The sequence below is a fragment of the Nocardia sp. NBC_00511 genome, assembly GCF_045161165.1.
GTDB lineage: Bacteria > Actinomycetota > Actinomycetes > Mycobacteriales > Mycobacteriaceae > Nocardia.
On sequence record NZ_CP107849.1, the window covers coordinates 6,185,351 to 6,202,367 of the forward strand.

Here is a 17,017-nt window from a genome sequence, read left to right on the forward strand (position 1 = left end):
TAACCTAATTCCATGGCGAAGCGCAGCAAATATGTCAAACCCGAGCACCGGGAAGTCCTGAGCGCGGAAGTTCAGGCCAGCAAGCGAATCAGCCCGAATTTCGTGCGCGTCACCCTCGGCGGCGAAGGGCTCGCGGGCTTCACGGCCATGGGCTACGACCAGTGGTTCCGGCTGTTCACGCCCGGCCAGGACGGCACCCTGCGCCTGCCCACCTCCACCAGCAGCCTGGGCTGGTACGCCCAGTACCTGCGGATGGGCAAACTGCATCGCCCGCTGACGCGCAACTACACCGTGCGTGACTACCGGGCCGCCGGTTTCGGGGAGTTCGGCAGCACGGCGGAAATCGACATCGACTTCGCGATCCACGGTGAGGACACCCCGGCGGCGGCCTGGGCCAACACCGCCACCCCCGGCAGCCCGGCCGGTTTGCTGGACGAGGGCATCACCTACCAGCCGCCCGAGCACGCCGAGTTCGCGCTGCTGGTCGGCGACGAGAGCGCGCTGCCCGGCATTGCCGGATCATTGCGCTCCGCGCCGCGAGAGCTGAAGGGCGCGGCCTATATCGAGATCGCGCACGCCGAGGACGCGCAGGAATTGGGCGAACCCGAGGGCGTGGCGGTGCACTGGCTGGTTCGCACGGACGCGCACGCCGAAACCGGGGCGCTGGCCGCGGACGCGGTGCGCCAGGCCGAAATTCCCGCCACGGGCGTCTACGCATTCGTCGCGGGTGAGCAGAAAATGGCGGCCGGAATTCGGCGGCACCTGGCTCAGGATCGGGAAATCCCCAAAGCCGATATTACTTTCACCGGATACTGGCGAGTAGGTAAGTCCCAGGGCTGAATTCGAGCCGGAAAAGCAGACCTGTTCGCGGCCCCTCGCCGGGCCGCGAACCGGTCATCTGATTAACCAGCGTGACGCTGAACCAGGTCACCCAGTCGCGGAAGGGCTTCGGCGACATGCTTCTTCGCCGAGGACCGCATCGAGTTGTAGACCTTGGTCAGGGCCGGACGCGAGGACGCCTCGGCCCGCGCGTCGGTCACCGACAGCAGCGCGTCGGCGACCTCGTCCTGCTTGGAGACCAGCAGATCGGCGAACGAACCCGAGCCGCCGTTCTTGTATTCGCCCCAGTAGGGCTCCAGCTGCTCGACGAACTTGGGCACGAAGGACTCCAGCGCGTCACTCACGATCGACGGGCTGACCTTCTTGATCGCGGCGTAGCCGCCCTTGACGACGAGGCCCGACGCGCCGCCCTTGTCCGACACCTCCTCGTCCAGAACCTTGACCGCGTCGGCGATGAAGGCCGGACGCTTGGTGTCATCGAGCAGGGATTCAGACAGTGCTGCAACCACTTTCAGGTTCCTCCGGATAGTTTTTCGATGAACGAGCGCACGCAACTATACGCATCGCATCCCCCGCGCACACGATGCCAACGTGCTGCTACTGCCACAGCAGCAACAGCACTGTAAAGCACCCGCAATCGATTGGCAGCGTTTCACTTTCGGCAACTGTTCGGTAGGAGTTGGCGGCACCCCGATCGCCGACCGCCACAGAGCTCGTCCGGCAATCGCTTCCGCTAACAATCAGCTCCCTTACCGGATGGCTGAATTCCGCTGACACAACTCGGGTGTGACTCACAAAACACGCCACCGAACTGCGGTGGGGTGTCACCAAGACACGAACGCGATCAGTATGTTCGAGCGCGTGACGTTCAACGAGAAGCTCTGGAGAACGGTCCCCGGATTCGAGGACCTGACCGACATCACCTATCACCGGCACAACGATCAGGGCACGGTCCGCATCGCGTTCGACCGCCCGGAAGTCCGCAACGCCTTCCGGCCGCACACCGTCGACGAGCTGTACCGCACCCTCGATCACGCCCGGATGACCTCCGATGTCGGCGCGGTCCTGCTCACCGGAAACGGTCCCAGTCCCAAGGACGGCGGCTGGGCCTTCTGCTCCGGCGGCGACCAGCGCATCCGCGGCCGCAGCGGCTACCAGTACGCCGACGGCGAGACCGCCGAGAGCGTCGACCCCGCGCGCGCCGGACGCCTGCACATCCTCGAGGTGCAGCGCCTGATCCGCTTCATGCCCAAGGTCGTCATCGCACTGGTCAACGGCTGGGCCGCGGGCGGCGGGCACAGCCTGCACGTCACCTGCGACCTCACCCTGGCCTCCCGCGAGCACGCCCGGTTCAAGCAGACCGACGCCGACGTGGGCAGCTTCGACGGCGGCTACGGCAGCGCCTACCTGGCGAAGATGGTGGGCCAGAAGCGGGCTCGCGAGATCTTCTTCCTCGGCCGCCCCTACACCGGCGAGGAGATGAAGCTGATGGGCGCGGTCAACGAGGTGGTCGAGCACGACCGGCTCGAGGACGTGGCCCTGGAGTGGAGCGCCGAGATCCTCGGCAAGTCGCCGCAGGCCATCCGAATGCTGAAGTACGCCTTCAACCTCTCCGACGACGGCCTGGTCGGCCAGCAGCTGTTCGCGGGCGAGGCCACCCGACTGGCCTACATGACCGACGAGGCCGTCGAGGGCCGCGACTCGTTCCTGCAGAAGCGCGAACCGGATTGGCAGCCCTACCCCTGGTATTTCTGAACTCTCGCCGCGAATCGCGGTGCGGCGAATCAGTTCCAGGAGCCGAGCCCCGGCTGCCATGCTGCACTCATGGAGATACTGAGCAGTCGGGTGATTCTGCGGCCGCGCGACTACGAACGGACCCTCGGGTTCTATCGGGACGCGCTGGCGCTGGCCATCGCACGCGAGTATCCGGGCGGGACGGTCTTTTTCGCCGGGCAATCACTGCTCGAGGTGGCCGGGCACGGGCGGCGCGACGGGGAGCCGGACGGGTTCGCGGGGGCGATCTGGTTGCAGGTACGTGATTGTGACGACACCGCCGCGGAACTCGCGTTGCGCGGGGTGGCGATCGAGCGCGCGCCGAAGCGCGAACCGTGGGGACTGATCGAGATGTGGGTGCGGGATCCGGACGGGGTGCCGCTGGTTTTCGTGGAGATACCGGCGAATCATCCGATCCGGCGCGATGTTCGAGCGGACTGAGCGCAGCGCCGGATCCGGTCGCGCCGCATCCCCGATGGCCTTAGCACGAAGGTAGCTGTTGACGTGTCGCGGGGCACCGGTTAACGCGACGTAAAGGACATAGCGCAAACTGAATCGCGTGTCTGCCGAACTGCTCGTTCTGCTGATCGTCGTTTGCACGGCCCTGGCGTTCGACTTCACCAACGGATTCCACGACACTGCGAACGCGATGGCCACCTCCATCGCCACCGGCGCGTTGCCGCCGCGAATCGCCGTACTCCTGTCCGGGGGACTGAATCTGGTCGGCGCGTTCCTCAGCGTCGCCGTCGCCGCGACGGTCGCCGAGGGCATCGTCGACCTCTCGGAGGTGAGCGGGCGAGCGCTGCTGGACATCGTGTTCGCCGGACTCGTCGGCGGCATCCTGTGGAATCTGTTCACCTGGCTGTTGGGTTTGCCGTCGAGTTCCTCGCACGCGCTGTTCGGCGGGATCATCGGCGCGACCATCGCGGCGCTGGGCTGGAGCGGGGTGATCTGGACGGCGGGCAGCAAGGGCGTGCTCGCGAAGATCATCATCCCGGCCCTGCTGTCGCCGATCGTGGCCGCGCTGGTCGCCGCCATCGGCTCCTGGCTGGTGTATCGAATCACCCAGGGCAGCAATGAGAAAACCGTCACCCGCGGCTTCCGCTGGGGACAGGTCGGCTCGGCCTCCCTGGTCTCCCTCGCGCACGGCACCAACGACGCGCAGAAGACCATGGGCATCATCTTCCTGGCGCTGATCGCGCACGGCTCGGCCAAAGCCAGCGATCCGCTGCCGCTATGGGTGATCGTGTCCTGCGCGGTCGCCATCGCCGCGGGCACCTGCCTGGGCGGCTGGCGCATCATCCGCACCCTGGGCAAGGGCCTGGTCGACATCGCACCCCCGCAGGGTTTCGCGGCCGAATCCACCAGTGCCGCGATCATTCTCACCTCGGCGCACTTCGGGCTGCCGCTGTCGACCACGCAGGTGGTGACCGGATCCATCCTCGGTTCCGGCCTCGGACGGCCGGGCGCGGAGGTGCGCTGGTCGGTGCTGGGCCGGATGGTCACCGCGTGGGTGCTGACGCTGCCGCTGGCCGGACTGGTCGGCGCGCTGTGCTGGGCCATCCTGCACGGCATCGGCGGCACCGCGGGCATTCTGGTGGTGTTCGCGCTGCTGATCGTGGCGGCCGCGCTGATCTTCTATCGGTCCAAGCGCACCGCGGTCAACTCACACAACGTGAATGCCGAATGGGAGGGCGAGGACACCCCCGCCGCCCAGCCCCGGCGCAATGACGACACCGTCGGAATCGGCTAGGAGCACGCGATGCACACCCTGCTGACCAACCTGTCCGACCTGTGGCGGGTCACCGTGGCCGCCTTGCTGTTCGGGGCCGGACTGCCCGTCGTGTTCGCCTTCGGCATCCGCTTCCGGGGCCGGGTCGAGGACGGCGCCACCGGCACCGCCCGGCAGACCGCGCTGGCCCTGTCCGTCGCGTGCTTCGCGGTGGTCATGATCGCGGTGGTGGTGGGTGTGCTCTTCATCGCACGCACCTTCCTGGCCACCCGCCTCGGAATACATCTGCTCGGCGCCTGACACCGCATCCCGCCGCATCGAAAGGCATTGCGCATGAGCACCCCGCAACAGCCGAACCGGCCGCCCGGCCCACCGCGAAACTCCCTGCCCGGCGCCAATGTGCTGCAGAAAGTACTGGATTGGCTGCGCGCCGGATACCCGCAGGGCATCCCGCAATCGGACTATGTGGCGCTGCTGGCGGTGCTGCACCGGCGGCTCACCGACTACGAGGTGCACCAGGTGGTGGAGACGTTGATCAGTGAGCGGGTCGCCAGCACGGACATCGAACGCGCCGAGATCGAGGCCGCGATTGCCCGAGTTGCCAAGGAGCAGCCCGGCGAGGACGATATCGCTCGGGTGGCCTCCAGGCTCGCAGCCGGTGGATGGCCGCTGGCGACACCGACGTCCGACTGACCCGAACGACCCGATTCGAACCAGGGCGCCGACCCCTTCGCGCGCCGCCACCCCACGGAATGACACGATCGCGAACGTGAGCAATACCCTCCGAATTCTTCCCATGCCCACCGGCGCAGCGGTGGGCGAAGTATTGCCGCACCTCCGAGAGGCCTTGTCGGGCAACGGTCCCGCCTGGCTCCCGGTTCCGACCGCCGACCGCCGCGAGACCCAGCGCCTCAGCGGCAGCCTGCGGCCCGGCGAGGAGATCGACGACGAGGTCGCCCTGGTGGTCACCACCTCGGGCACCACCGGAAACCCCAAGGGCGCCATGCTTTCCGGGGCCGCCCTGCGGGCCAGCGGCGAAGCCACCCACGAGCGTCTCGGCGGTCCCGGCAACTGGTTGCTGGCGCTGCCCACCCATCACATCGCGGGCATCCAGGTGATGCTGCGCAGCATTCTCGCCGGGACCGAGCCGACCGTGCTCGACGTGTCCGGCGGCTTCCTGCCCGAGGCGCTCGCCGGTGCCATCGCGGGCATGAGCGGTCCGCGCCGCTACACCTCGCTGGTGCCGACGCAATTGATCAAGGCCCTCGACGAACCGTCCGCCACCGCGGCGCTGGCCAGTCTGGACGCGGTCCTGATCGGTGGCGCGGCCACCCCGAAGCCGGTGCTGGAACGGGCGCGCGCGGCGGGCATCACGGTGTTCCGCACCTACGGCATGAGCGAGACCTGCGGCGGCTGCGTCTACGAGGGAATCCCGTTGACGGGCACCAAGGTCCGCATCGAAGACGGCCGGGTGCTGCTCGGCGGCGACATGCTCGCCAAGGGCTACCGCAATGTCCCCGACCATCCCGCCTTCGCCGAACCCGGCTGGTTCCGCACCGAGGACGCCGGACATTTCGACAACGGCGTGCTGACTGTCACCGGCCGCCTCGACGAGGCCATCATGACCGGCGGCCTGCTGGTCATCCCGCAGCTGGTGGAGGCGGTGCTGATCACGCATCCGGCCATCTCCGAATGCGTGGTGCTGGGTCTGCCCGACGATCGGCTGGGCCAGCGCGTGGTCACCGCGATCGTGACCGCGCCCGGCGCCACCGCGCCGACGCTGGACGAACTGCGCGAGCACGTGGTCGCCGAACTCGACGCCATCGCCGCACCCCGGGAGCTGGCCGTGCTCGACGAGCTGCCGCTGCGCGGACCGGGCAAGCCCGACCGCGCCCGGCTGCGCGAATACCTGCTGGCCGCCTCGCAGAACTAGCTCGGCCGCGACCCGTTTCACCGGCCGATTCCCCGTGCAAGCGGGACTTGCGTGGCCGTGCAATAGCTGTGCAAGACGGGTGCAAGGCTCGTCGCGCAAGGTACTCCCATGACTTCTTACACACCTGCTGAGCCACTCGCCATCGAGGCGAATGACCTGGTCAAGGTCTTCGGGGAGCAGCGGGCTGTGGACGGCGTGAGTCTCGCGGTGCCGCGGGGGGCTGTTTACGGCGTGCTCGGCCCCAACGGCGCCGGCAAGACCACGACCATCCGCATGCTCGCCACCCTGCTGCGCCCGGACGGCGGCAGCGCCCGCATCTTCGGCCGCGACGTGCTGACCGAACCGAACGCGGTCCGCAAGCTCGTCGGCGTCACCGGGCAGTACGCCTCGGTCGACGAGAAACTGACCGCCACCGAGAACCTGGTGATCTTCTCCCGGCTACTCGGCCTGTCCAAGAACGACTCTCGCCGCAAGGCCGACGAACTGCTCGAGGAATTCGGGCTGACCGAGGCCGCCAACAAGGCGCTGGAGAACTTCTCCGGCGGCATGCGACGCCGCCTCGATCTGGCCGCCAGCCTGATCTCCCGGCCGCCGCTGCTGTTCCTCGACGAGCCGACCACCGGGCTGGATCCGCGCACCCGCGCCCAGATGTGGGAGACCATCCGGCGACTGGTGCGGGAGGGCTCGACCGTCCTGCTCACCACCCAGTACCTGGACGAGGCCGACCAGCTGGCCGACCGGATCGCGGTCATCGACCACGGCCGCGTCATCGCCGACGGCACCTCCAACGAGCTCAAGGCCTCGGTCGGCCTGTCCGCATTGCAGCTGACGCTGACCGACCGGGATCGCATCGACGAGGCGCGAATCCTGGTGAGCGAGTTCCTCTCCCACGCCGCGGGCCGTGCCGTCGAGGCCACCGTCTCGCCCGAGGCGGGCCGCATCACCGCACCGCTGCCCGACCCCTCCATCACCACCGACATCCTGATCCGGTTGCGCGAGAGCGACATTCGGATCGACGAGATCAATGTCGCCAAGCCCAGCCTGGACGAAGTGTTCTTCGCGCTCACCGGGCACGCGGCCGAGGACGACGAAGACACCGATACCGAACGGAGCGCGGCATGACCACGACTCTCACCGCCCCTGCCACCGGGGCGGACCTGGCGAAGCCCAGGCCCATTCCCGAAGTCAGCAACCACATTCCGTTCCGGCAGACCGTGCAGAACTCCTTCACGATGGCCTACCGGGGCATCCTGAAGATCAAGCACAATCCGGAACAGCTGTTCGACGTCACCGTGCAGCCGATCCTGTTCACCGCGCTGTTCGCCGGCATCTTCGGCGGCGCGATGGCGGGCAGCATCTCGGCCTACCTGCCGATCCTGATTCCGGGCCTGCTGGTGCAGACCGTGGTGCTGACCTCCGTGGTCACCGGCACCCAGATGCGCGAGGATATGGACAAGGGCGTCTTCGATCGCTTCAAATCCCTTCCCATCGCCCGTATTTCGGCGCTCTCGGGTGCGTTGCTCGCCGATATGGTGCGCTACACGCTGGCCACGGTGCTGACCATCACCATGGGCATCATCCTCGGCTACCGCCCGCACGGCGGCCTGGTGGCCATCGTGGTCGCCGGTCTGGTCGTGGTGTTCTGCTCCTTCGCGATCAGCTGGATCTGGGCTCTGATCGGCATCACCGGTAAGAGCGCGGCGGCGGTGCAGGGCATCTCGATGATGATCATGTTCCCGCTGACCTTCATGTCCGGTGCGTTCGCCCAGGTCTCCACCATGCCGGGCTGGCTGCAGGGCATCAACAAGATCAACCCGATCTACTACATGGTCAACACGGCCCGCGAGTTGATGAACACCGGCGCCTACAGCTCGAACCTGGCGTACTCGCTGATCGGTTCGGTCGTGGTGATCGCGATCTTCGCGCCGCTCGCGGTGAAGGCGTACATGCGCCGCGCCTGATCGGCAGCCTCTCGAATACCCGACGCCCGCTCACCGTCCTCGGTGAGCGGGCGTTCTCGTGCGTTTGCCAGAGGTGTGCCGGTACCTGTTATGGTCGGTGCGGTGTCCTCCCCTGCCGCCCCGCTAGGCCGAACCGCTGTTCGGTGGCGTCCGGCTGCGCTGCTGGCGGGCATCGCGATCGTGCTCGGGCTCGTCGCCGCGGTCGCGGGATGGGGCTCGGCACAGCGGGTTTCGCTGAGTACGGCGTCCGTCACGGTGCTCGAGGCCGCGGCGAAGGGGCCGATCGCCCAACTCGCCACCACTCCCGCACCCGTGTGCCGCCAGGGCGAACATCCGCCCGCACCGGTCGGCGATCTCGCCGTCCCGCCGCGCGCCATCGGCGATCAGCTGGTCACGGCCGCGCCGCTACCGGAACCGGAATTCACTGCGGCTCAACTGCTTTCACCCGGGAAACAACCGCGCGCACCGGCCCTGCCGAGGACCGCTCCGCATCTGACGACGGTGCTGATCATTTAGACGCTCCCCCGCGTCCCCGAATGATCCAGCACCCCTTCGTCTGTGCCGATGTGGCCGGTCAGGAGTACCCGCATGTCCCCGAAGACCCCGAAACAGTCCCGTAGAAAGGCGTTCGCCGGTGTCGCGATCGCGGCAGCCGTCGGTTTGCTCGTCATTGCCGGAGTACGGATACTCGAGCACGACCGGGCCGCCGACAGCCCGTCGACGGCCGCCACCGCCGATCGCAATCCGATGTATGCCGAGCTGGCGAAGCTGGCCCGCCGCGACGCGAAAGATCCACTGGCCATGGGCAAACCCGATGCGCCGGTGGTGATGGTCGAATACTCCGACTTCCAGTGCCCGTTCTGCAAGGTGTTCGCCACCAAGATCGAACCGCAGCTCGTCTCCCGATACGTCGACGCGGGCGTGCTGCGCATCGAATGGCGCAGCCTGGCCATCTTCGGACCGGAATCCGAGGACGCGGCGCGCGCCGCCTGGGCGGCCGGACAGCAGGGCCGCTTCTGGGAATACCACTCCGCGTTGTTCGACCACGCGCCCGAGAAGAAGAACACCGGCGCGTTCACCCGCGACCGGCTGACCGAATTGGCCGGTGCCGCGGGGATTCCCGACCTCGACCGGTTCCGTGCCGACCTGGCCTCCCCCGCCGCCACCGCGGCCGTGCAGGCGGACGTGAACGAGGGCCTGTCGATCGGCGTCAACTCCACGCCCGCCTTCCTGATCAACGGCCGCCCCATCCTGGGCGCACAGCCGCTCGAACAGTTCCAGGCCACCATCGAGGCCGCCCGCAAGACCGCCCAGGACTCCGAATGACCGGCGGCATCGGCTTTTTCGCTGCCTTCCTGGGCGGACTGCTGGCCCTGCTGAGCCCGTGCAGCGCGCTGCTGCTGCCCAGCTTCTTCGCCTACTCCTTCGAATCGCCGGGTCGGCTGCTGGCCCGCACCGGCATCTTCTACCTGGGACTGATCACCACGCTGGTGCCGCTCGGCGCGGCCGGATCACTGGCCGGACGGCTGCTGGTCGGCCATCGCGACCTGCTCATCGCGATCGGTGGCTGGACCATCATCGTGCTGGGTGTCGCCCAGATCCTCGGGCGGGGTTTCGCTTTCGGCTTCGCGCAGCGGGCGGCCGCCCGGCAGGGGCGGCCCGAACAGGCCGGAGCCGTGTACCTGCTGGGCCTGGTCTACGGGCTGGCCGGATTCTGCGCGGGCCCGATCCTCGGCTCGATCCTGGCGGTGGCGGCGGTCGGCGGGTCACCGGTGCACGGCGGTCTACTGCTGGCGGTGTACGCGCTGGGCCTGGCCGCACCACTGTTCGCGCTGGCCGCCCTGTGGGACCGCTTCCAGCTGGGACAGCGAAAGTGGCTGCGCGGCAGTAGCTTCCGACTCGGTCGCCTGGAACTGCACACCACCTCGCTGCTGTCCGGGGTGTTCTTCATCGTGCTCGGCGCGCTGTTCCTGATCTTCGACGGCACCGCCGCGCTGCCCGGAATCCTCAGCGCCGACACCGAATTCACGCTGGAGAACCAGGTCCGGCAGCTCGGCGACCTGGTCTCCAACACCACGATGCTGCTGGTCCTGGGTGCGGCAGCGCTCGGAGTCCTGGCCTGGCGACTGCTGCGTACGGACCCACTCCCGGCAGCGGACTCGACCGTCGAGGAACTGTCCGAAAGTCGTTGATCGGCAGTGTCAGAAGGTGCCGTCGATCGCCTCGAGGTGTTCGAGGATGCGGGCGGCGGCGGCCCGGCGGCCCAGGTCGGAGGTCGCCGCCGTGGCGGCGGCGAAGCGTTCGTCGCCGACCACTGGACGGTGCAGGTCGAGGTGGCTGCTGATCCGCATGGACGGATAGTCCTGGCGGCCGAATACTTTCGGCGCCAACAGCAGCAGTTCGAGGCCGCGGTCGAGCCGCCGTCCCGAGGCCAGCAGATAGGTTCCGGCGGCACAGGCCACCGAACCGATCTGCGGCAGATCCCAGTAGTGGCCGAGCTTGCGGACCGCGGCGTCGACCATCTCAGCGGTGGTGCGGCCCATCAGGTCCGCGCGGCCGTGCAGTACGTGCGCGTCGATGACGGTGGCGGCCAGGATGAAACTGCCGGGGCCCGGCACCGCGACATCGTGGGGCCAGTTCATCAGCGGCAGTACCTGACGGCAGCGCAGCAGACCGGCCTCGATGTCCCCGGCGGCGAATTCGATCTCGCTGAGGGCGGAGGCCACCACGGCGAGGCGATGATTGGGCCGCAGCTCCTCGTCGTCGGCGGACAGCTCGCTGCCGAACGATCCGAGCGCGGGTTCGATTGCGCGCCTGGCCAGTTCGGGTTCACCCTGGCCCGCGAGGGCGACCGACAGGTAGGCGCGCATCTCGATGCTCTCGTCCCAGGCGCGCAGCCGCTCCATCAGTTCGACGGCCCGGTCGTAGTAGCCGACCGCCTCCTCGTACCGCGCGGACTGGCCGTACATGCTCCCCAGGTGCTGACAGGTCATGGCGATGCCCCAGGTGTCGCCGTCCGCGCCGTTGAGGGTCAGCGCGGTCTCGGCGTCGCGGATGGAGCCGTAGACCAGGCCCTCGTTCTCGCGCATATTGGCCCGCGCCATCAGCGCGGCCAGCCGCGTCTTGGGATCGTCGGAACGCACGCCCTCGCTGAGTTTGCGTGCCACCTGTGGGAAGGTTCGCGATCTGCCCACCAGTTCACCGAGATAGCGGGCGACCCGGCTCATCGGCGAGCCGGAGTTCAGGATGCGGCGCACCGAGATTCGGATGCGCGCCACCGCCCGCATGTCGTTGTCGCCGAACATCAGGTGCAGGCCCAGCAGCAGCTGACCGTAGATCTTCAGGTCCGAGGCCTCCGGGGAAACGGAGTACGGCTCGGGCGGCAGCGCCAGGATGCGCGGTGACCAGCTCATCAGTTCGGCGTGCGCGCCGCGCATCACCCAGGAACCGGCCAGCGCCGGGAAGACTGCGTGCACGATGGTGGCGTCGTGCTGCTCGAGCGCGTAGCGCAGCACCGCGACCAGGTTGTCCATCTCCGCGTTCAGGCCGAGCAGCGCGGGCACCTGGTCGGCGGTGTGGTAGCGGCGGGCGGTGTCGAGCGCGAACTCGTTGCCCCACTTGGCCATTCGACTCATCACCAGATCCGCCTCGCCGGTGAAGGCGAGCTGTTCGTCACCGAATTCGCGGACCGTCTCCAGCATCCGGTAGCGGATGCCGCTGCCGTCGTCGTCCAGCACGGTCAGCAGCGACTGACTCACCAGACCGTCGACAGCCGTTGCGGGATCGTCGATCTCGGGTCCGGCCAGCACGGTCTCGGCGGCGGACAGGGTGAATCCGGCCGGGAACCGGCACAGCCGCCGCAGCGCCACCCGCTGCGGTTCGTCGAGCAGGTTCCAGCTCCACTCGATCACCGCGTGCAGGGTGCGATGCCGCTGCGGCGAACTGCGATCCCCGCTGCGCAGCAACATGAATCGATGATCGAGGCGGGAGTCGATCTCCTCCACGCTCATGGTGCGGGTGCGGGCGGCGGCGAGCTCGATGGCCAGCGGCAGTCCGTCGAGGGTGCGGCAGAGCCGGGCCACCACCTCCGGATCCAGCCGCACCGACGGTCGCACCGCGCGGGCCCGTGCCTCGAAAAGGTCGGTGGCGGGCGATCCGGCGGCGTCGATCATCAACGGCGGCAATGGATACACGGTCTCGGCGGTGATCTCGAGCGGGGCGCGACTGGTGGTGAGCACGGTCAGCAGATCGCTGGTGCCGACCAGATCGGCCACCACCTCGGCGACGGCCTCGATGAGATGCTCGCAGTTGTCGAGGATCAGCAGCGTGCGCCGCACCGCCAGCGCTTCGCGCAACCGCTGCCCGATATCGCGGCCGCGGACCTGCCGCATCACGTTGGTCTCACGCCCGCTGTCGGCGACGCCGAGGGTGGCCGCGATGGCGATCTCCACCTCGACCCGGGTGTCGGCGGGGTTGTCCACGTCGGCGCGCAGCGAGGCCAGCTCGACCAGCGTCACCGCGGTGTCGTGCGCCAGCCTGGCACCCAATTCGTTTGCGATGCGGGTCTTTCCGGTGCCGCCGGGCCCCAGCACCGTGGTCACGCGCGAGGACCGCAGCAGCTGTTCGAGCTCCGCCAGGTCCTGCTCACGACCGAGCAGCGGATTCGGTGCGGCCCGCAACCCGATGGCCACGGCCTCGGCCGCCTCCCGCGCTTCGAGCGCGTGCTGTGCCCCCGCCACCCGTTGCAGCGGCCGGGCCCGGCCCGGGGCGGACTGATCGGCAACGGATCTCGCCAGCACGGCCGCGCCCGGCAGGTCCGGGGTGGCGGTGTTCGAACCTCGGATCACGGTGCCGCGCCCCGCCGACCCGGCGTCCTGGCTCGCGGTGTCGCCGTTGGCGAAAATGCCGGTCGAGTATCCCGGTGCTGCCGAGACATCGTGCGCCACAGCGATATTCGCGCCGCCTCGCCCCAGGGACACGGGTGCGCCCGGTAGCGGCTCGCCGCGCAGGATCGCGGTGTTCAACGCGACCACGGCCGGGCCGGGGTCCGCGCCGAGCTGATCGACCAGCCGGGTCCGCAGGGTGGCGAAGACATCGAGGGCCTCGTTGGTGCGGCCGCTCGCGGCCAGCAGTCGCATCAGCGTGCCGTGCACGGGTTCGCCCAGCGGGTCGGCGGCGGCTGCGCGCCTGGCCAATTCGATCGCGCCGTCGAGGTCGCCGATCGTTTCGCGGGCGGTGAGTTCGAGGCCGTCGAGGGCGGCGGCGCGGGTCTCGGCGAGGGTGGTCAGCTCGTCGGCGACCGCGCCGGGTGGCAGGTCGGCAGCGGGCTCGCCACGCCACAGGTCGCGGGCCCGGTCCAGCAGCTCCAGGCAGCCGGCGTCGTCGCCCCGCGAATGGGCTTGCCGGGCTTGCTTTTCCAGCTCGTGCGCCAGCGTCAGGTCGACCTGGTCCGGGGCCAGCACCAGGCGGTATCCGGCGGGGCCGATCTCGAGGACGCCGTCGGGCAGCGCGGACCGCAGTCGGGAGACCTGGGTGTGCAGGGCGTTCATCGGGGCGCGCGGCGGATCCTCGCCCCACACCTCGTCGATGAGGGCCTGGGCGCTGCGGCTGCGGCCGGGGTGGGTGGCCAGCGCGGCGACCAGCAACCGCGCCCGGGCTCCGGGTACGGCGGCGAGCGCGCCGTCGCGGCGCAGCGCGACTTCACCCAGCAGGGCGACCAGGGTCGAGTCGACCGTGGATACCGACCGGGCGCTTCCGGTGCTCGAACTGCCTTTTCCCGATTTCATTCCTCGCCAATCGTAGGTGAGTGCCCGGGCCGATGCCCGACTCGCCGGGGCAGCTGTCGCCCGATCCGCCGCAGCGGTGCGCCGGACCCTGCCTACCGGAACCATCCAACCCCGTTCAACAGGTTTTCACCGTGATCGGGCGCAGCGGTCACGCGTGATTCGGCGGATCCGGGCGCACTCTCGCCTAGGCTCATGCCCATGACCGAATTCGACATCGCGCGGGAGACGGTCATCAAGGCCGATCCCACCCAGGTCCAAGCCCTCATCGACGATTTCCACGAGTGGCGCAAGTGGTCCCCGTGGGAGGACACCGACCCGGGTATGGAACGCGTGTACAGCGGTGCGGACCGCGGCATCGGCGCCCGTTACTCCTGGAACGGCAACCGCAAGGCCGGGCGCGGCGATATGGAGATCACCTCCGTCACCGCCGAGGCCATCGGCATCAAACTGACCTTCGAGAAGCCGTGGAAGGCGACCAACCAGGTCACCTTCGAACTGCGGCCCGCGGGTGACACCACCACCGTGACCTGGCGCATGACCGGCAAGCACACCGGTCCGATGGCGCTGATCGGCCGCTTCGTGCCGATGGATCGCCTGGTGGGCAACGACTTCGAGAAGGGCCTGGCCCGGCTCAAGACCGCCGCCGAAGCCTGACCACGCCGGGTTCGGCTGCCCTCGGTCCGGACAGGCGCGGGTGGTGGCACGCGCATTAGGCTGCGGTGCATGGCTACAGCAGCACAGTGGGTCGAGGGCGCGCGGCCGCGCACCCTTCCGAACGCCGTCGCCCCGGTCCTGGCGGGCACGGGGGCGGCCGCCTCGATCGACGGGTTCGTGTGGTGGAAAGCGGTGCTGTGCCTGCTGCTTTCGCTGGCATTGATCATCGGCGTGAACTTCGCCAACGACTACTCCGACGGCATCCGCGGCACCGACGACGAGCGCGTCGGCCCATTGCGACTGGTCGGCTCCAAACTCGCCTCCCCCGCCGCGGTGCGCAATGCCGCCATCGGCTGCCTCGCCCTGGGCGCGGTGCTCGGCATCATCCTCGCCGTCACCAGCGCCTGGTGGCTGATCCTGGTCGGCGCGGGCTGCCTGGCCGGGGCCTGGTTCTACACCGGCGGCCGGAACCCGTACGGCTACAGCGGTTTCGGTGAGATCGCGGTCTTCGTGTTCTTCGGCCTGGTCGCGGTGCTGGGCACCGAGTTCGTGCAGGCCGGGCGCGCGGACTGGGTCGGACTGGCCTGCGCGATCGCGGTCGGCTCGTTCTCCAGCGCGGTGCTGGTCACCAACAATCTGCGCGACATCCCCACCGACACCGAATCCGGCAAGCTCACCCTGGCCGTGCGGCTGGGCGACACCCGCACGCGGACACTGCATGTCGTGCTGCTGGTGGTGCCGTTCCTGGCCAGCCTGGCGCTGGTGGCGCGCACCCCGTGGGCGCTGGCCGGACTGATCGCGCTGCCGCTGGCACTCAAGGCCAACGAACCGGTGCGGTCCGGCAAGAACGGGCCGGGACTGATTCCCGCCCTCGCCGGGACCGGCATCGCGATGCTGGTGTGGTCGATGCTGACGGCGATCGCACTGGCCGTCGCCTGAGGTCGGGCGGGGGCAGGTCCCCCGCACCGGTGTCAGTCCTCGTCGGGGATGAGGACGCCGAGCACCCAGTTCACCAGGGTGATGATGATGGCTCCCCACACGGCGGCCCAGAAACCGTCCACATGCAGCTGGTAGCTGGTGGCCTCGGTGATCTTCGAGGTGAGCCACAGCATGAGCGCGTTGATCACCAGCAGGAACAGCCCGAGCGTCAGCACCACGAACGGTAGTGACAGCAGTTTCACGATGGGCTTGACCAGCCAGTTGACCAGCGCGAACACGACGGTGACCACGGCGATCACCAGAATCTTGTCGGAGGTGGTGTGGCCGGGCCCGTCGACCGTGATGCCCCCCACCCATACCGAGGCCAGCCAGATGGCCACACCGTTGATCACTAAACGGAGCAGGAGCGTCATGCCCCGATCGTAGGGCCAGATCGGATCGACGGGCGGACATAACGGACTCCCCGGTGTGTGACGGTGGATCAGGCCGCGCGGTCGAGGTAGCCGGTGACCGAGCTGCGCAGGGCGTCCAGTGCGGCATCGTCGCCGATCAGCCCCTTGGTCACCGGGTTGGGTGCGCGCAGGATGCCGAGCAGCATGTGCCCGGCCTCGATCCGGTCGTCACCGCGGGCGATGGCCTCGCGCAGCGAGAGTTCGATCACCTTCTTGGCCTCGCGGGTGAACGGAATGTGGCCCTTGGGAAAGCCTTTCGGTGTGCGCAGCCGATCCCGCCAGCCGAACTCCCCCGCCGGGGCGGAGCGGTCCAGCACGTCGGGGCCGAAGGTGGCCTCCAGGCTCTCGCGCACCGCGTCGAGGTCGATTCCGATGGAGCGCAGGGCTTCCGCGTCCTCGGCTCCGAGCGGTTCGGTGGTCTGCTTGCGGGACAATGCTTTCCGAACGTCGTTGGCCGTGATGCCCTGTGCCGCAACCAACTCCCGCAGCCCCTCGTCCGGGGATATCAACAGGCCGAGGAACACGTGCTCGACGTCGATGGACGGCGAGCGCAGTTCCCGGGCCTCCTCCTGTGCCACCACGACCGCGTATTTGGCCGCCTTGGCGAATCTTTCGAACATCAGCGGATACCGCCCTTCCGGTTGTACTTCTGGTGGACCGCCTGCCTGCTGACCTCGAGCGCGTCGGCGATGGCCTGCCAGGACCAGCCCTGATGCCGGGCATTGGTGACCTGGATGGCCTCGAGCCGCTCGAGCAACCGGCGCAGCGCGAGCACCGCGCGGAGCCCGACCTGTGGGTCGGGGCTGCCGGCGGCGGCCGCCAGAGTCGTTGCTTCACTCATGACCGTCAATTTACGTTGACATCCGAGGCTCGTCAACGAAAATTGACAGATCCGGAAAAACCGCTCGTCCCGCGCGCAATATCCACCCCGGCGGCACACCCCCGGT

General features: G+C 68.6%; 19 protein-coding genes. 14 read left to right on the top strand and 5 right to left on the bottom strand.

Features of this window, described 5'->3' with window-relative positions; all coding sequences use genetic code 11:
- Window positions 1–12 precede the first annotated feature (12 nt).
- Window positions 13–840 (top strand): siderophore-interacting protein, encoded by an 828-nt coding sequence (locus OG300_RS28845; RefSeq protein WP_405486289.1) that lies wholly within the window; start codon window positions 13–15, stop codon window positions 838–840.
- Window positions 841–902: 62 nt separating this feature from the next.
- Here the strand turns inward: OG300_RS28845 and OG300_RS28850 are convergent, their stop codons facing one another.
- A complete protein-coding gene (locus OG300_RS28850) occupies window positions 903–1,349 on the bottom strand; it encodes a DUF6918 family protein (protein ID WP_405486290.1) in 447 nt (148 codons plus the stop codon).
- A gap of 352 nt (window positions 1,350–1,701) precedes the next feature.
- Between OG300_RS28850 and OG300_RS28855 the strand changes: the two genes are divergently transcribed.
- The 11 genes from OG300_RS28855 (at window position 1,702) to OG300_RS28905 (ending at window position 10,431) form a co-directional block, all read left to right on the top strand.
- Window positions 1,702–2,595: a 1,4-dihydroxy-2-naphthoyl-CoA synthase gene (locus OG300_RS28855; protein ID WP_405486292.1), complete on the top strand. Its 894-nt coding sequence runs from the start codon at window positions 1,702–1,704 to the stop codon at window positions 2,593–2,595.
- Between the two features lie 69 nt (window positions 2,596–2,664).
- A complete protein-coding gene (locus tag OG300_RS28860; protein ID WP_405486294.1) occupies window positions 2,665–3,054 on the top strand; it encodes a VOC family protein in 390 nt (129 codons plus the stop codon).
- A gap of 118 nt (window positions 3,055–3,172) precedes the next feature.
- A complete protein-coding gene (locus OG300_RS28865; RefSeq protein WP_405486296.1) occupies window positions 3,173–4,366 on the top strand; it encodes an anion permease in 1,194 nt (397 codons plus the stop codon).
- A 9-nt stretch (window positions 4,367–4,375) separates the two neighbouring features.
- The gene (locus OG300_RS28870; protein ID WP_405486298.1) at window positions 4,376–4,645 is read left to right on the top strand and encodes a hypothetical protein; all 270 of its coding nucleotides are present in this window, start codon (window positions 4,376–4,378) and stop codon (window positions 4,643–4,645) included.
- Between the two features lie 33 nt (window positions 4,646–4,678).
- Window positions 4,679–5,038: a DUF3349 domain-containing protein gene (locus tag OG300_RS28875; RefSeq protein WP_405486300.1), complete on the top strand. Its 360-nt coding sequence runs from the start codon at window positions 4,679–4,681 to the stop codon at window positions 5,036–5,038.
- A 103-nt stretch (window positions 5,039–5,141) separates the two neighbouring features.
- A complete protein-coding gene (gene menE / locus OG300_RS28880; RefSeq protein ID WP_405498715.1) occupies window positions 5,142–6,278 on the top strand; it encodes an o-succinylbenzoate--CoA ligase in 1,137 nt (378 codons plus the stop codon).
- Between the two features lie 108 nt (window positions 6,279–6,386).
- Window positions 6,387–7,400 carry an ATP-binding cassette domain-containing protein gene (locus OG300_RS28885; RefSeq protein WP_405486302.1) on the top strand — a complete coding sequence of 338 codons (1,014 nt, stop codon included), beginning with the start codon at window positions 6,387–6,389 and terminating at the stop codon, window positions 7,398–7,400.
- A complete protein-coding gene (locus tag OG300_RS28890) occupies window positions 7,397–8,239 on the top strand; it encodes an ABC transporter permease (RefSeq protein ID WP_405486304.1) in 843 nt (280 codons plus the stop codon). Before OG300_RS28885 ends, OG300_RS28890 begins: the two co-directional genes overlap by 4 nt.
- Window positions 8,240–8,341: 102 nt before the next feature.
- Window positions 8,342–8,755, top strand: a complete 414-nt coding sequence (locus OG300_RS28895) for a hypothetical protein (protein WP_405486306.1) — start codon at window positions 8,342–8,344, stop codon at window positions 8,753–8,755.
- Between the two features lie 72 nt (window positions 8,756–8,827).
- Complete coding sequence (locus tag OG300_RS28900; RefSeq protein WP_405486308.1) at window positions 8,828–9,565, top strand: DsbA family protein; 738 nt, start codon at window positions 8,828–8,830, stop codon at window positions 9,563–9,565.
- Complete coding sequence (locus OG300_RS28905) at window positions 9,562–10,431, top strand: cytochrome c biogenesis CcdA family protein (protein WP_405486310.1); 870 nt, start codon at window positions 9,562–9,564, stop codon at window positions 10,429–10,431. The genes OG300_RS28900 and OG300_RS28905 overlap by 4 nt, the downstream gene beginning before the upstream one ends.
- Window positions 10,432–10,440: 9 nt before the next feature.
- Here OG300_RS28905 and OG300_RS28910 read toward each other — a convergent pair whose 3' ends face one another.
- A complete protein-coding gene (locus OG300_RS28910; protein WP_405486312.1) occupies window positions 10,441–14,025 on the bottom strand; it encodes an AfsR/SARP family transcriptional regulator in 3,585 nt (1,194 codons plus the stop codon).
- A gap of 198 nt (window positions 14,026–14,223) precedes the next feature.
- Here OG300_RS28910 and OG300_RS28915 point away from each other — a divergent pair, with 198 nt between their 5' ends.
- Both OG300_RS28915 and OG300_RS28920 read left to right on the top strand, forming a co-directional pair.
- Window positions 14,224–14,679 (top strand): SRPBCC family protein, encoded by a 456-nt coding sequence (locus tag OG300_RS28915; RefSeq protein ID WP_405486314.1) that lies wholly within the window; start codon window positions 14,224–14,226, stop codon window positions 14,677–14,679.
- Window positions 14,680–14,748: 69 nt separating this feature from the next.
- Window positions 14,749–15,618: a 1,4-dihydroxy-2-naphthoate polyprenyltransferase gene (locus OG300_RS28920; RefSeq protein WP_405486315.1), complete on the top strand. Its 870-nt coding sequence runs from the start codon at window positions 14,749–14,751 to the stop codon at window positions 15,616–15,618.
- 32 nt (window positions 15,619–15,650) lie between these two features.
- On the opposite strand, the gene OG300_RS28925 is transcribed toward OG300_RS28920, so the two are convergent.
- The 3 genes from OG300_RS28925 to OG300_RS28935 all read right to left on the bottom strand — a co-directional run bounded on the left by OG300_RS28925 (window position 15,651) and on the right by OG300_RS28935 (window position 16,911).
- Window positions 15,651–16,031, bottom strand: a complete 381-nt coding sequence (locus tag OG300_RS28925; RefSeq protein WP_405486317.1) for a phage holin family protein — start codon at window positions 16,029–16,031, stop codon at window positions 15,651–15,653.
- Between the two features lie 68 nt (window positions 16,032–16,099).
- Entirely contained in the window at window positions 16,100–16,690 is a 591-nt protein-coding gene (locus tag OG300_RS28930) for a Clp protease N-terminal domain-containing protein (RefSeq protein ID WP_405486319.1), read from the bottom strand.
- On the bottom strand, window positions 16,690–16,911 hold the full coding sequence (locus OG300_RS28935) for a helix-turn-helix domain-containing protein (protein WP_405486321.1): 222 nt from the start codon (window positions 16,909–16,911) through the stop codon (window positions 16,690–16,692). Before OG300_RS28935 ends, OG300_RS28930 begins: the two co-directional genes overlap by 1 nt.
- Window positions 16,912–17,017 lie beyond the last annotated feature (106 nt).

Bases quoted from the DNA above. Each gene is read 5' to 3' on its own strand.
- OG300_RS28845 (WP_405486289.1), top strand. From the start codon at position 13: ATGGCGAAGCGCAGCAAATATGTCAAACCCGAGCACCGGGAAGTCCTG.
- OG300_RS28860 (WP_405486294.1), top strand. From the start codon at position 2,665: ATGGAGATACTGAGCAGTCGGGTGATTCTGCGGCCGCGCGACTACGAA.
- OG300_RS28870 (WP_405486298.1), top strand. From the start codon at position 4,376: ATGCACACCCTGCTGACCAACCTGTCCGACCTGTGGCGGGTCACCGTG.
- OG300_RS28875 (WP_405486300.1), top strand. From the start codon at position 4,679: ATGAGCACCCCGCAACAGCCGAACCGGCCGCCCGGCCCACCGCGAAAC.
- menE (WP_405498715.1), top strand. From the start codon at position 5,142: ATGCCCACCGGCGCAGCGGTGGGCGAAGTATTGCCGCACCTCCGAGAG.
- OG300_RS28885 (WP_405486302.1), top strand. From the start codon at position 6,387: ATGACTTCTTACACACCTGCTGAGCCACTCGCCATCGAGGCGAATGAC.
- OG300_RS28890 (WP_405486304.1), top strand. From the start codon at position 7,397: ATGACCACGACTCTCACCGCCCCTGCCACCGGGGCGGACCTGGCGAAG.
- OG300_RS28900 (WP_405486308.1), top strand. From the start codon at position 8,828: ATGTCCCCGAAGACCCCGAAACAGTCCCGTAGAAAGGCGTTCGCCGGT.
- OG300_RS28905 (WP_405486310.1), top strand. From the start codon at position 9,562: ATGACCGGCGGCATCGGCTTTTTCGCTGCCTTCCTGGGCGGACTGCTG.
- OG300_RS28910 (WP_405486312.1), bottom strand. From the start codon at position 14,025: ATGAAATCGGGAAAAGGCAGTTCGAGCACCGGAAGCGCCCGGTCGGTA.
- OG300_RS28915 (WP_405486314.1), top strand. From the start codon at position 14,224: ATGACCGAATTCGACATCGCGCGGGAGACGGTCATCAAGGCCGATCCC.
- OG300_RS28920 (WP_405486315.1), top strand. From the start codon at position 14,749: ATGGCTACAGCAGCACAGTGGGTCGAGGGCGCGCGGCCGCGCACCCTT.
- OG300_RS28925 (WP_405486317.1), bottom strand. From the start codon at position 16,031: ATGACGCTCCTGCTCCGTTTAGTGATCAACGGTGTGGCCATCTGGCTG.
- OG300_RS28930 (WP_405486319.1), bottom strand. From the start codon at position 16,690: ATGTTCGAAAGATTCGCCAAGGCGGCCAAATACGCGGTCGTGGTGGCA.
- OG300_RS28935 (WP_405486321.1), bottom strand. From the start codon at position 16,911: ATGAGTGAAGCAACGACTCTGGCGGCCGCCGCCGGCAGCCCCGACCCA.